A 13,182-nucleotide genomic window follows, 5' to 3' on the forward strand; every position below is an offset into this window, starting at 1 on the left:
TCAGATCCCCTCGACGGGACGGCGGCGCAGCCGGTGCAGCCGGTGTTTGAGGAACAGGCGTACGGCGGTGTCCCGCTGGCCGATGTGGACGCGGGGCAGCGCGAGGGGGCCGTTGATCGGGCCCGGGTCGATGGCGCAGGCGTAGTGGTACCCGGCGTCCCGGACGGTGTCCACCGCGCGCCGGTCGAGCGTGCCGTACGGGTAGCAGAAGCCGCCGACCGGTGTGCCGGTCAGCTCCACCAGGAGGGCCCGGCTCTCCACGATCTCGGACTTGAGCGTGACGTCGTCCGCCTGCGTCAGGTCGAGGTGGGTCAGCCCGTGCGAGCCGATCTCGACGCCGGCTTCGGCGGCCTCGCGGATGCCGTCGGCGGTGAGCAGGGGCTTGCGCGGGCCGAGCGGGTCCCACGCGTTGTCGCCGCCGAGTCTGCCGGGCAGCACGAAGAGGGTGGCGCCGAAGCCGTGGCGCGTGAGGACCGGCAGGGCGTGATCGAGGAAGTCGGCGTAGCCGTCGTCGAAGGTGAGCCCGACCAGGCCCGCGCGGGTGGGCGCGGCCAGGAGCGCGGACACGGAGACGCCCCGCAGCCCGCGGCGGCCCAGCCAGGACAGCTGGCGGTCGAGCCGGTCGGGCGTGACGGTGACGCGGTAGGGGTCCTCGGAGCAGTCGCCCACCGAGTGGTACATCGCGATCCACGGGGTGGAGTCAGTGGCTGCGGCCATGAGTGAGCCTTCGTGTGACGGAGTGGACGGACTGGAGTACCGGAGCGAGACCCTGGGCGCCCATGGCCCGGGCGAGCAGGAGGAACACGGTGAGCACGGTCGCGGCGCCCGCGGCCAGACCGGTCAGCGGGTCGTCGAGGCGGCTCGCCACGAAGGCGCCCGCCAGGGTCGCGACCACCGCCGCCCGTACCGGCCTGCTCAGCTCGGCGAGCACCTGCCGGGTGCGGATCGGCACGCTGCGGCGGCGCATCCCGGCGAGCAGCAGCGCGGCCGTGACGGTGATGCCTGCGGCGTTGGCGGCGGCGATCCCGAGGACGCCCCAGGGGCCGACCGTCCAGGCGCCGACCCAGGAGGTCACGATGATCCCGCCGACCATCGCGGAGACCGGGTACCAGCTGGGGCGGCCCGCCGAGAAGTAGGAGCGGACCAGCGCGCCGGTCAGGGTCTGGCCCAGCAGTCCCAGCGCGTACACCCGCATGACGTCCGCGGTGGCCGTCGTGTCCCGGACCGTGAACGCGCCCCGCTGGAAGAGGAGTTCGATGATCTGCGGGGCGCACGCGATCACCGTGGCGGCGCCGAGCAGCACCACGCAGGCCGCGAGCGCCAGGTCCCGTTCCACCCGGCCGCGCGCCCGCTCCACGTCCCCGTCGGCGAGGGCGCGGGCGACCACCGGGAAGGTGACCGTGCACAGCATCAGCGACAGTGTCATGGGGATCTGCGCGACCTTCTGCGCGTAGTTCAGGTGCGAGATGGCGCCGGCGGGGAGCGTGGAGGCGAGGAACCGCTCGATGAGGACCTGGGACTGCCGGCACAGCGCGAAGAGCAGCACGGTCGCGACCAGGGCGACGGTCACGGCACGCTGCCCGTCGGCTTCGACGGGCAGCGTCTGCTCCACCTTCCGGCGGCGCAACTGCCTCACGAAGGAGGGGAGTTGGATCAGTGCCATCAGGCCGCTGCCGATCGCCACCCCGAGCGCCGCCGAGCGCACCCCCCAGTGCCCGCCGAGGGCGAACATCGCGGCGATGATGCCGGTGTTGTACGCCACGTAGATCGCCGCCGCGGCCACGAAGCGGCGGTGGGCGCGCAGGGCCGCGCTGAAGTAACCGGTGAGCCCGAAACCGAGCACGCACAGCGCGGTCAGCCGGGTGCAGTCGACGGCGAGCGCGGGATCGGGCAGGCCGGGGGCCAGGGCCTCGACCAGATAGGGGGCGGTGCCGGCGATCAGCGCGGACACGGCGGCGAAGGCGAGACAGAGCCGGGGCAGCGTCGACGCGACCAGTGCGCGGACCGGGTCGCCCGGGGCACCCTGCGCCCGCCGGGCCAGCGCCAGGCTGAACGCCGGGATCAGGGCGAACGCCAGCCCGTCCTCGATCAGCAGCGTGGACGCGAACTCCGGGACGGTCCAGGCGACCAGGAACGCGTCGGTCTCGCTCCCGGCCCCGAACAGCCGCGCCAACGCCTGGTCCCGGACCAGCCCGAGCAGAGCGCCGGCGATGGACAGCACGGCGGTGACGAGGGTGGCCTTGGCGAGGAACCGCCGGGAGACGGGGGTGAGTTCGCCTTCGGCGGGATGAGCGGCCGGATGGGTGGCGGGACGGGCTGGGGGACGGGCGGTCGAGCGGTCGGCGGGACGGGCTGGGGGGCGCGCCGGGGGACGGTCCAGGGGAGCGGGGGCGGCGGTGGCGGACAGGTGGGCGTTGCCGGTTCCCCGGGTGGTGCCGTCGGTGGGCGTTCGAGGAGTGGTGGCGGGGTCCTGAGCGGGAGCGGGGGGCGATCCGGCGGAGACGGGGCTTGAGCCGCGGGAGGCGGTGCGCGCGGGTGGCCGGGTGCCGGCCGGGGCGTGGACCGTTCCGTAGGTCGAGGTCGTACGGCCGCTCAGGGGGCCGAACAGCGGGCCGCTCGCGCGAGCGGGAGCGGTGGTGGAGGCGGGCGTCACGGGACCTACATCCGTGCGGCTGCTCGTGGCCGTGGTGTCCGTGGCTGTACGGCTGTTCGTGGGGGCGGCGGGGCCCACGTCCGTACGGCTGTTCGTGGGGGCGGCGGGACCCACGTCCGTACGGCCGCTCGCGGTGGCGGGATCCGGGGCGGTACGGCTGCTCGCGGGTGTGGGATCCGTGACCGTGCGGCTGCTCGGGGTGGCGGGATCCGTGGCCGTATGACGGCCCGCAGCCGTAGGACCCGTGGTCCCGCGGCCGCTCCCGGGTGTCCCCGGTGAGGCCTGTGGCTCCCGGGGTGTCCGTGGGCCCGTCACCCTCATCGTGCCGCGGCCTTCCCGGCCGGTTCGCGCACCGGGACCGCACGCCCGGGCGGCTCCTCGGTGCCGTGGGAGGCCAGCGACCACCACGCCACCAGGCCGAGGCAGACCGCCGTCAGGACCGTCGAGGGGCCGCCGATGTCGGCGTACGCGAAGTCGGTCAACTGCCAGACCAGCAGCCCGCAGGCGACCAGCGCGCAGTCGAGGCCGGGGCCGCCCCGGCGTACCCGCACCAGCCGCCGCAGGCCGCAGACCAGCAGCGCGAGCCAGCCGCCCGCGAGGGCCAGCAGCCCGATCAGGCCCTGTTCGGCGAGGATCAGCAGGTACATGTTGTGCGGGGACAGCAGCGGCTGCCGGACGAACCCGGTGCCCGCGCCCTCCGTGTCGCTGCCCGCGGACAGCGCCAGCGAGGCGTGCGCGTCCCGGTGCTCCGGGAAGCCCTTCAACCCCACGCCGGTCAGCGGGTGTTCACGCCACATGCCGACGGCCGCCGCCCACATGGTGTACCGGTCGGTGACGGACTGGTCGGGCGCGTCGGTGACCTGCGTGATGCTGTCGACGCGCTCCTGGAGCATCGCCGAGCCAACCCCGAAGCCGCCGACCAGGATCACCCCGAGGGCGGCCACCACCGCCCCCACCTTCAACGCCCGCCGCAGTCCTGCCAGCAGCAACTGGACGACGATCGTCACCACCGTGGCGATCCACGCGCCCCGGCTGAAGGAGAGCGCCAGCGGGACCAGCAGCGCGAGCGCACAGCAGGCGGCGACCGTGCCCTGCCGTACCGAACTCCGCCCCAGCGCCAGTCCCACCGCGCACACCAGCCCGAAGGACACCACGGTCGCCATGCCCATCACGTCCTGCGCCCCGAAGGTGCCGACGGCCCGGATCTCCTCGCCCTGGTAGGAGGCGCCGGTGCCGGTCAGGAACTGGTGGACGCCGAGCGCCCCCTGCCACAACGCCAGCCCCACGAACGCCCAGGCCACCAGCCGGAAGTCGGCCCGGCCGCGGACCAGCAGCAGCACGGCCGCCGGGACCAGCACGAAGATCTGGAGGTAGCGGCCCAGACCGCCGAGCCCGGCGCCGGGGGAGGAGGCTCCCGTCGCGGCCACGGCGAGCCCGATCACCGGCAGCCCCAGCAGCGCCACGGCCGTGCGGGACAGGGGCCGCCGACGCTCCCGTACCAGACGCAGCCCGCAGGACAGCACCGCCAGCGCGGAGACCGCGTCGGCGGGACCCGCGCCGCCCTCGCCGCCCGGGCCGAGGGGCAGGGCCAGCAGGGCGATCACCAGCAACACCGGCAGCACCGGGGGCAGTTCACGAAGGCGGGCCAGGACCGGCGGGCGGGCCGGCAGCGACTCGGCGTGGGGCGCGTGGGTCATGCCGCTCAGCTCCCCGTCGGGCGCACGAGGGAGGCCGCGGTGCGCAGCAGGATGCAGACGTCCTGCCACAGCGACCAGTTGTCGATGTAGGCGTTGTCGAAGCGGGCCCGGTCCTCGATCGAGGTGTCACCGCGCAGCCCGTGGACCTGGGCGAGCCCGGTGATGCCGGTCCGCATCCGGTGCCGGGCCGCGTAACCGGGGTAGGTCTGGCTGAACTTCGTGACGAAGTAGGGGCGTTCGGGGCGCGGCCCGACCAGGCTCATGTCGCCCCGCAGCACGTTCCACAGCTGGAGCAGCTCGTCCAGCGAGGTCTGGCGCAGGAAGCGGCAGAACCACGACATCCGGATCTCGTTCGCCACGCTCCACCGGGTCGCCGACTCGTGCTCGTCGACCGGGCGGTGGGTGCGGAACTTCAGCAGGGTGAACGGCTTGCCGTCCTTGCCGATGCGCTCCTGCCGGAACACCACCCCGGGTCCGTCGGTGAGCCTGAGCACCACCGCGCACACCAGCAGCAGCGGGCTGACCAGCAGCAGCAGGCTCCCGGACACGGTCACGTCCAGCAGCCGCTTACCGACGCTGCCGCGCCGCCGTACGCCCATGTCCAGGCGGCGACAGGAGAATCCGGCGAGCTGGTGGCGGCTCTCGTAAGACGGCGAGTCCGCGTCCACCTCCCACACCGAGCAGCCGGACTCCGCGAGCGCCCGCAGCAGCGGCCCCTGCTCGGTCCGTACGGAGGGATGGACGGTCAGGACGTCCCGTACGCCGTTCTGGATCAGGGCGCGCTGGACCTCCTCGCCGGTCGTCAGCACCGGGAGGCCGTCACCGCCGTCGGGCTGGTCGGCCACGATGCCCACCGGCCGTACCCCGCACCGCGGATGGCGCTGCACGGCGGCGGCCACCCGCTGGGCGGTACCCGCGGGGCCGACCACGAGGGCCGCGCGCGGCCGGGCGAGCCGGGCGGTGCGGCGCCGCCAGTGCACGGTGCCGCGGCCCGCGCAGGCCACCGCCGACTGGATCAGGAATCCGGCGGTGAGCGTGCCGGCGCCCAGGGCGAGGGCCGGGTCGTAGGCGGCGACGAGGGCCGCGACCGCGAGCCACGCCACCGCGATCCGGCCGCAGACGGTGGGCAGTTCGTCGAGGATGCCGGGCACCGCCCGGGGCAGCTGCGGCCGGAGCAGTATCGACGCGGCTACCAGCACCGCCGCGAGCAGCGGATGGCGCAGGGCCTCGGCCATCGCCGAGGCGCCGATCAGCGCGGCGAGGGCGTCGGCCGCGAGCAGCGGCACCGGCGAGGCGGGCCGGGCCGGGGGCCGCCGCAGCGGGAACCGGAAGCCGGTGGTGGTGCCGCGCGGCGGCATGAGCGAGACAGGCGAGAATCGCAGATTCCGTGGCTGTCCGCCGGGCGAGGGGACGGTACTTTCCGCGGTCACGAGTGGATGGACTCCCTGTATTCGGTGGGCGCGAGGCGCCCTGCGAACTCGCCGCCGAGGAGCTCGCGGTACACGTCCGCCACCGCCCCGGCCGTGTGCTTCACGTCATGGGTGGCCAGGACGTGCCGACGGCCCTGGTGGCCGAGCGACTCGCGCAGCAGCGGGTCGAGCAGCAGATCGGAGACGGCACGCGCGAGGGCGGCCGGACTGCCCGGCGGTACCAGGCAGTGGGGTGCGAGACCGGGCGGCAGGCTCTCCCGGGCGCCGTCGACGTCCGTCACCACCACAGGCCGCCCGCACGCCATCGCCTCCAGCGGGGCGAGCGCCATGCCCTCCCAGCGCGAGGGCAGCACGACCAGGTCGGCGGCCTGGTACCAGGGCACGATGTCCTGGACGCTGCCCGCGAACAGGACGGACCGCGGCGATCTGCTCCGCAGCGCCTCCGCGTCGGGGCCGTCACCCACCAGCACCAGCCGGGCGCCGGGCACGCGCGCGAGGATCGACTCCCACGCCCGCAGCAGCACGTCCTGCCCCTTCTGCCGGCACAGCCGCCCCACGCACATCACGAGCGGGGCCGCCGGATCGACTTCGGGCAGCAGCGTCGCGCGGACGGTCCCGACGGCGGCGGGGTGGAAACGCTCGGGCTCGATGCCGTTGGGAATCACGCTCCAGCGGGCGGCGATCCCGGCGCGCACGCCGGTCGCACGCTCAGCCGCGCTCACGCACACCACACGGTGCGCCCAGCGCGCCCCCTCCCGTTCCCACCGCAGCGCGAGCGCCGAGGTGAGCCCGCCGACCGCCTCGAACGACCAGGCGTGCGGCTGGAACACGGTGGGGATCCGTCCCCGCACCGCGAGCCGGCCCGCGAGCCCGGCCTTCGCGCTGTGCGCGTGCACCAGGTCGGGCCGCACCGCGCCGATCACGCGGGAGAGCCCCCGTACCTCCTGGGGGAGCGCACGACCGGGCGAACGGGTCGCGGGCCAGTGGTGCACCTCGGCGCCGACGGCCCGGAGCGCGCCGGTGAGCGGGCCGTCCGGGCAGGCGACCGTGACGTGCAGGCCCGCCGCGAGCTGGGCCCGCGCCAGGTCCGTCACCACCCGGGCGACTCCGCCGTCCACGGGCTGGGTGAGGTGCAGGACCCGTGGCCGAGTGTCGGTGGCTGACTGCTGCATGCGCGGTTTCCTCGCTCACGGGTGGTGCTCAAGAGGGGCGGGAACGCGCCTCACTGACGGGCGTCGACGGCGGCGCAGAGCACACCGGCCCACGCCGCGTCGCGCTGGGCAACGAGCCGGAAGGCCAGCTGGTCACCGCCGGACCCGGGCACCTTGCCGAGATCGAACACATCGGAGCCGCGCCCGAGGGTGTTCGAGCGGGAGGGCCGACACCGTCCAGCCGCTGGTCCGGGCTCACCGATGGTCGAATTCGGTACGCCCGTACGGGGGTTGGCGGCCCCCGGGTGGGCTCCACCCACCCGGCCGTCCGTCGAAAGGGTGAGCGAGTCACCCGTGCGGCCCCCGCCGTCGTCGTGCGCCGCGCGGTCTCCGGGCGAGGAGGCCTGGACGCGGCTCCCCCGTTCGCCGGGGGCGGGTGGGCTGCCGGTCGCGGCGAGAAGGGGCGAAGCCGGCGCCGGGGAGCGGCGCGGCGGCGGACCGGGGGATGTGCGCATGACCGGCGTGGCCCTTCCGGAACGTACGGACCCTATGAATGCGACGAGATGCCCATAGGGGTGCTTCGGGAGGTCCGCAACACTAGCCGCTATCCGTATTAATCAGGCTAAAGGGGGCAAGTGTGTCGAGATGGCGCAGCCGGGCCTTTCGTGAGATCACCCCATTGGGGGCACAACCCCCGGGCGTGCGACGCGTTGACACAGCGCCGGGCATCCCCGCCCGGATGTTTGTGTCAACCCAAGGAGCAGCTCTCCATGTCGCGTATTGCGAAGGGCCTGGCCCTGACGACCGTTGCGGCCGCCGCCGTTGCGGGTAGCGCCGGCCTCGCCGCCGCCGACGCCGGTGCCCAGGGTGCCGCCGCCCACTCCCCGGGCGTGCTGTCGGGCAACGTCGTCCAGGTTCCGGTCCACGTCCCGGTCAACGTCTGCGGCAACACCGTCAACGTGATCGGCCTGCTGAACCCCGCGTTCGGCAACGAGTGCGTCAACGGCTGACGTCGACGTCACCCTCTTTGCCGGCCGGGCTCCCGTGACTCCATCACGGGAGCCCGGCCGGTTCTCGTTCTCCGGGGGTCCTTCCGGTTGGCGCCCGGCCGCCGATTCGGTCCCCCGTACGGGTGATCGGGTGTTCGATCCGTCAACCCGGCGTGATCCGGTCCTCACCAGGAGGATCGCGCGGTTGACGAGACGGGCGGGAGAGCGTGCCGTAGTCGATCGGTTGCAGAGCGCGAGGGGTGATTCCACGGTGGGTCCAAGATCCTCGTGCATCGAAAGGAACACCCCCCATGCCTGGTCTGCCCGTCCGGCGTATCGCCTCCTCCGCCCTCTGCGGCGCCCTGTTGCTGGGGCTCGCCGGGCCGGCCGCGGTGGCGGCCGAGCACCCGTCGGCGCGCAGCCGCGTCCAGGCGGCCTCCCGGGCCCCCGTTCCCGGCGCGGACGGGCTGCTCGCCCAGGTCCGGAGCCTGGGCAACCTCGGCACCGTGCTCTCCCCGGTCACCGACCTGCTGAACGCCGTGCTGAAGGCGGACGACGGCCGGCTCTCCACCGAGCAGGCGACCACGCTCGGAGACGCCGTGAAGGCCGCGATCGCCAAGGCCGGCGCGGCGGCTCCTGCTGCTCCGTCGGTTCCATCCGTACCGGCGGCGCCCGCCGTGCCTGCCGTACCGGCGGCGCCCGCCGTGCCCGCCGTGCCGTCGGCCCCTGCCGTGCCCGCCGTGCCGTCGGCCCCTGCCGTGCCCGCCGTGCCGTCGGCCCCTGCCGTACCGGCGGTGCCGGCTCTGCCGCAGACGTCGACGGGCACCCTGCCGGCCGGTTCGCTCCCCGCGCTCCCGGTGGCTGCCCCGCTCGCCCAGCCTGCCAAGAGCGATGCCGATTCCAGGGCCGTGGCCGCCGCGAAGCTCCCGGCCGACCTCGTCGCCGACGCGCTCGCCGGTCTCCAGGAAGCGGTCGACACCCTGCTCACGGCCGTCACCTCCGGCGACGTCTCGCAGGTCGTCCCGGCCGTCACCGATGTCCTGACCGACCTGGTCAACATTCTCGTGGCCACGCTGCTGAGCGGGGGCCTGCCGCTGCCCGACCTGCCGGGGCTGCCCGCGCTGCCGAGCCTGCCCAACGAGCCGGGCCTGCCGACCCTGCCGACCGCCCCGACCCTGCCGACTCTGCCGACGGGTTCGCTGCCGGCCGCGTAAGGCGTTCGCACTCTCCCTGCTCGGGGCGCTCCGTTGTGCCGGCCCCACCGGGCCGGCACAACGGCTTTTTCATGAAAGCCCAATTACTGCGCGCGGGGTTTCCCCCGTGGGGGAGAGATCGTTGGACACGGTGTCCGAATTCGTCCCGGTGACGTGAGTTGCCGAAAGGAAGGAACCCGATGAAGTCCCTGAAGGCTGCCGCTGTAGTTGCCGGTTCCCTGGCCCTCGCCGGTGCCGCCGCGCCCGCGTTCGCCTACAGCACCGCGGACCTCACGCCCACCAGCCTCAACGGCGCTGTGAACACGCTCACCAGCGGCCGGCTCGAGCCCGCCGACGTGGCGCCGCTCCAGCACCAGTCGGACGCTCTCGACACCGAGAACAAGGACTCCGTGCTCAACACCGTGAAGGGCGCGACCACCACGCTCAACTCGGGCGGTCTGCTCGGCGGACTTCCGCTCCAGAGCTGAGCTCTCCTCCGTGCCGTCAGGACCGGTGCCCGCCTCAAGGGACCGGTCCTGTCAGCCTGTTCGAGGGCGTTTCCCTCGTTCGTGTGGAGCGGGCGCGGGCGCTCCCCCGGTCGGGTGAGAAGGCGGCCGGCGGCCGGTCGGCGCGTCGATAAGGTCGCGCGGTGACCTCAACCTCAAGCGAAACCCGCCCCTTCAACGCCCCCGACCTGGGCACTCTCGTCGTGATGGCCTGGAGCGGCGAAGCTCCCGACGGCGACATGCCCTACCTCCTCGCCTACTCCCTCGGGGACGGCGCGGCCGGCCCGGAAGGCTCGACGGCCGCCGTGGAGGCGCTGCTGGAGAACAACGGCCTGCCGGTCGGCGGCGACCTCGTCGACGGCAAAGCGCGGCCCAGCCTCCCGGTCAGCCTGCTCGTCGAGTCCGGCTCCGCAGTCGTCAGCATGCCGGGCTTCAACGCCCAGTGCGTCCCGCCGCCGGAGTGGCTCGCGGCCGTCGAGGAACGCGGCTTCTGCTACTTCGTGTTCACCACCCGCCCCTGGCCCGAGGCCGAGCCGGGCAAGCCCGTCGACCCCGAGGCACTGGCCGCCTTCGCGGGTGCCGAGGAGACCCTGAACGAGGCCGCGCACATCGTGCTGGCGCCCCGCGCCCTGCGCGGCTGATGGAGCGGACCGCGGACAGCGGCCGTGATGAGGGTGCGGACCGGACCGCGGGCGGCAGCAGAGCCTTCGCCGCGCTGCTGGTGATCACGGGGGCCGCCGGACTGCTGGCCTCCTGGGTTATCACCCTCGACAAGTTCAAGCTGCTCGAGGACCCGGACTTCACCCCGGGGTGCAGTCTGAATCCGGTGGTGTCCTGCGGCAGTGTCATGAGGAGCGACCAGGCCTCGGCCTTCGGGTTCCCCAACCCCATGCTGGGCCTGGCCGCCTACGCCGTCGTGATCTGCGTCGGCATGAGCCTGCTGGCCGGAGCCCGTTTCCCGCGCTGGTACTGGCTGACCCTCGACGCCGGCTGCCTGTTCGGCGTCGGGTTCGTGTCCTGGCTCCAGTTCCAGTCGCTGTACCGGATCAATGCGCTGTGCCTGTGGTGCTGTCTGGCCTGGGTCGCCACCGTCGTGCTGTTCTGGTACGTCACGTCGTTCGCCGTACGGCACCGATTCCTGCCCGCGCCGGGCGGGTTGAGGAGCTTCCTCGACGAATTCACCTGGGTGCCACCGGTGTTGCACCTCGGCGTCGTCGGCATGCTGGTCCTGACCCGGTGGTGGGACTTCTGGACGAGCTGATCGGCATATGTCCGACTACTGCGGCAGTCGGGGGAATCTTGTACTGGTCCCCGGCCCGGAATCGTTACGGAGTGAGGACGTTGAGCTTCCCGACTTCCGACTCCGGCTCCGGACGCCGGATCCCGATTCCCGAAAGGCACCGTACCTGAGATGAAGTCGACCACCCGAGGAACCATTGCCGCCGTCATCACGGGCGTAGCGGCCGCGGTGGGCGCCGCGACCCCCGCCGCCGCGGTGGACACGGTTCCGGTCCCCGTGCCGCTGGAGGGCGTCGAGAACTCCCTCGGCATGCAGCTGCCGAAGCTGGGCGCGGAGCTTCCGCTGCTGACGCCGGGCGCGCCCGAGGGCCCGCAGTACGTCGAGGGCCGGCTCATCCCGGAGCGGGTGCTGCCGCAGGTGCCGATCGGTGGCGCGCTGCCCGGCGCGGGTCTTCGCACCCCGCTGCCGCACCTCCTCGGCGACGACTTCGACCACGTCGGTGTCGAGGCTCCCGCCTCCGACCTGCGCACCCTCGCGCCGGGCCTGACCGTGGACGCCCCGCTCACCGCCCCCAACCCGGACAACTTCGGCCTCCCGGACGCCAAGCTCCCCCAGGTGGGCCTCCTCGCCCCCGTCCTCCAGACGGTCCCGGGCGCCGACCTGGTGACGGGACCGGGCCAGTAGCACCGAGCCGTACGAAGGAGCTGTACGAAGCAGCTGTACGAAGCAGCCGTACGAAGGGGCCCGAGCGCCGCTGCCCGGGCCCCTTCGCTTTTCACCGCCCCCTTCGCCCCCGCCCGCTTGCGCCTCCCCTTTCACCACCCCTGTTCACCTACCCGGCCCTTCGACGGTGACCGCGAGGGGGTTCGGGCGGTTACCGGTACGGACAACCCGAACCGGAGGAGCAGCGATGGTCGTGAGTGTCGAAGTGGCGGCGGTGGGGACGGCGCGGAGTCGCGGCAGCCGACGCCCGCGCGGTGGATCCGCCCGGGTGAGCCGGCGGGACGTGCTGCTGGGGCTCTTCGGACCGGTGGCCGTGGCCGCCGCGTTCGTCCCGGTCGCCGCCGCCACGCGGTCGCTGCGCGCGGCCGAACCGCCCGCGGACATCGTCTTCGACGAGACCTACCGCGGCCGCCGCATCCGGGGCATCAGGACCTCCGCCACCAGCGCGGGCCGCGTCTTCGACGACGTCACCCAGTGGCACGTCACCATCGACGGCCGGCCCCTGCACCTGATGCGCCGTGCCGACGGCACCTGGCTGAGCATGGTCGACCACTACCGGTCGTACAGGACACCGCTCGAAGCCACCCGCGCCGCCGTCGACGAACTCGGGCCCGGGCGGCAGCTGCGTGAAGGAACAGAGCCACACATGGGGGGAGACCATGGCGTACACGCGTAAGGACGTCAGCACACTGACCGCCGGCGAGAGGCGGCGGTTCGTGAAGGCGATGCTGGAGGTGAAACGGCGCGGCGAGTACGACGAGTTCGTCCGCACCCACATCGAGTACTACAACTCCGACGGGGAGGACGGCCTTCGGACGGCCCACATGGCGCCGTCCTTCCTGCCCTGGCACCGGCGCTTCCTGCTGGACCTGGAGCGGGCGCTGCGGCGCGTCGACTCGTCGGTGACGGTGCCGTACTGGGACTGGACCCGCGACCGTACGGCGACCTCGGCGCCCTGGACCAGGGACCTGCTCGGCGGCAACGGCCGGCGCTCGGACCGGCAGGTGACGACCGGGCCGTTCGCCTGGGCGACCGGCAACTGGACCCTCAAGGAGGGCGTCACCGACGCGGAGTTCCTCACCCGGGACCTCGGGCGTGCCGCCAACCCGATCGCGCTGCCGACGAAGAGCGAGCTGGAGGGGGCGCTCGCCGACCCGGTCTACGACGTCTCGCCCTGGGACTCCACGGTGACCAGCGGCTTCCGCAACAAGCTGGAGGGGTGGGGGACCGGGCGGGGCAGCGTCGCCTGGCGCAACCACAACCGGGTGCACCGCTGGGTCGGCGGGGCGATGGTCGGCGGCGCGTCCGTCAACGACCCCGTCTTCTGGTTGCACCACGCCTTCATCGACCTGTGCTGGTACCGCTGGCAGCGGCGGCACGCGGGCGCCCGCTACCAGCCTGCCAGGCCGCCGGGTGCGGCGAGCGACCAGTGGCGACGGGTCGTGGCCCGCGGCGAGAAGCTGCCGCCGTGGGACGTGACGCCGGAACAGCTGGAGGACGTCAGCGGGATCTATCGGTACGCGTGAGATCCGATCGGTACGCGTGAGATCCGTGGGAGTGTGAAAAATCCACGGGCATGGCAAGAGCCCCGGCGCTCGAG

At 73.5% G+C, this 13,182-nt stretch carries 15 protein-coding genes; 9 read left to right on the top strand and 6 right to left on the bottom strand.

Annotated elements, in window-relative coordinates; genetic code table 11:
* Positions 1-717, bottom strand: a complete 717-nt coding sequence (locus tag IF54_RS0103570) for a polysaccharide deacetylase family protein (protein ID WP_030314375.1) — start codon at positions 715-717, stop codon at positions 1-3.
* Positions 701-2,380 (bottom strand): lipid II flippase MurJ, encoded by a 1,680-nt coding sequence (gene murJ, locus IF54_RS0103575; protein ID WP_030314376.1) that lies wholly within the window; start codon positions 2,378-2,380, stop codon positions 701-703. The genes IF54_RS0103570 and murJ overlap by 17 nt, the downstream gene beginning before the upstream one ends.
* Before the next feature lie 286 nt (positions 2,381-2,666).
* Between murJ and IF54_RS0103580 the strand changes: the two genes are divergently transcribed.
* Entirely contained in the window at positions 2,667-2,876 is a 210-nt protein-coding gene (locus tag IF54_RS0103580) for a hypothetical protein (protein WP_030314379.1), read from the top strand.
* A 94-nt stretch (positions 2,877-2,970) separates the two neighbouring features.
* Here IF54_RS0103580 and IF54_RS0103585 read toward each other — a convergent pair whose 3' ends face one another.
* Genes IF54_RS0103585 through IF54_RS42635 form a run of 4 tightly spaced genes read right to left on the bottom strand, consistent with a single transcriptional unit; the run spans position 2,971 to position 7,446 of the window.
* On the bottom strand, positions 2,971-4,350 hold the full coding sequence (locus IF54_RS0103585; RefSeq protein WP_030314381.1) for an O-antigen ligase family protein: 1,380 nt from the start codon (positions 4,348-4,350) through the stop codon (positions 2,971-2,973).
* Positions 4,351-4,355: 5 nt separating this feature from the next.
* Positions 4,356-5,780: an exopolysaccharide biosynthesis polyprenyl glycosylphosphotransferase gene (locus IF54_RS0103590; RefSeq protein WP_030314383.1), complete on the bottom strand. Its 1,425-nt coding sequence runs from the start codon at positions 5,778-5,780 to the stop codon at positions 4,356-4,358.
* Positions 5,777-6,952 (bottom strand): glycosyltransferase, encoded by a 1,176-nt coding sequence (locus tag IF54_RS0103595; protein WP_030314385.1) that lies wholly within the window; start codon positions 6,950-6,952, stop codon positions 5,777-5,779. Before IF54_RS0103595 ends, IF54_RS0103590 begins: the two co-directional genes overlap by 4 nt.
* 50 nt (positions 6,953-7,002) lie before the next feature.
* A complete protein-coding gene (locus IF54_RS42635; RefSeq protein WP_159002061.1) occupies positions 7,003-7,446 on the bottom strand; it encodes a hypothetical protein in 444 nt (147 codons plus the stop codon).
* Between the two features lie 255 nt (positions 7,447-7,701).
* Between IF54_RS42635 and chpG the strand changes: the two genes are divergently transcribed.
* From chpG to IF54_RS0103640, 8 genes are all read left to right on the top strand, one after another.
* Positions 7,702-7,941: a chaplin ChpG gene (gene chpG, locus IF54_RS0103605; protein ID WP_030314387.1), complete on the top strand. Its 240-nt coding sequence runs from the start codon at positions 7,702-7,704 to the stop codon at positions 7,939-7,941.
* A 290-nt stretch (positions 7,942-8,231) separates the two neighbouring features.
* A complete protein-coding gene (locus IF54_RS43200; protein ID WP_030314388.1) occupies positions 8,232-9,134 on the top strand; it encodes a hypothetical protein in 903 nt (300 codons plus the stop codon).
* Positions 9,135-9,313: 179 nt separating this feature from the next.
* Complete coding sequence (locus IF54_RS0103615; RefSeq protein WP_030314390.1) at positions 9,314-9,601, top strand: hypothetical protein; 288 nt, start codon at positions 9,314-9,316, stop codon at positions 9,599-9,601.
* A 161-nt stretch (positions 9,602-9,762) separates the two neighbouring features.
* Positions 9,763-10,260, top strand: coding sequence for a DUF5949 family protein (locus IF54_RS0103620; RefSeq protein ID WP_030314391.1), 498 nt, complete (start codon positions 9,763-9,765; stop codon positions 10,258-10,260).
* Positions 10,260-10,880 (top strand): vitamin K epoxide reductase family protein, encoded by a 621-nt coding sequence (locus IF54_RS0103625; RefSeq protein ID WP_030314393.1) that lies wholly within the window; start codon positions 10,260-10,262, stop codon positions 10,878-10,880. Before IF54_RS0103620 ends, IF54_RS0103625 begins: the two co-directional genes overlap by 1 nt.
* A 150-nt stretch (positions 10,881-11,030) precedes the next feature.
* On the top strand, positions 11,031-11,543 hold the full coding sequence (locus IF54_RS0103630) for a hypothetical protein (RefSeq protein ID WP_030314395.1): 513 nt from the start codon (positions 11,031-11,033) through the stop codon (positions 11,541-11,543).
* Between the two features lie 226 nt (positions 11,544-11,769).
* A complete protein-coding gene (locus IF54_RS0103635) occupies positions 11,770-12,258 on the top strand; it encodes a tyrosinase family oxidase copper chaperone (RefSeq protein WP_030314396.1) in 489 nt (162 codons plus the stop codon).
* Positions 12,242-13,108 carry a tyrosinase family protein gene (locus IF54_RS0103640; RefSeq protein ID WP_030314398.1) on the top strand — a complete coding sequence of 289 codons (867 nt, stop codon included), beginning with the start codon at positions 12,242-12,244 and terminating at the stop codon, positions 13,106-13,108. Before IF54_RS0103635 ends, IF54_RS0103640 begins: the two co-directional genes overlap by 17 nt.
* Positions 13,109-13,182 lie beyond the last annotated feature (74 nt).

The organism is Streptomyces sp. NRRL B-3229, from assembly GCF_000719505.1.
GTDB classification, from domain to species: domain Bacteria; phylum Actinomycetota; class Actinomycetes; order Streptomycetales; family Streptomycetaceae; genus Streptomyces; species Streptomyces griseorubiginosus.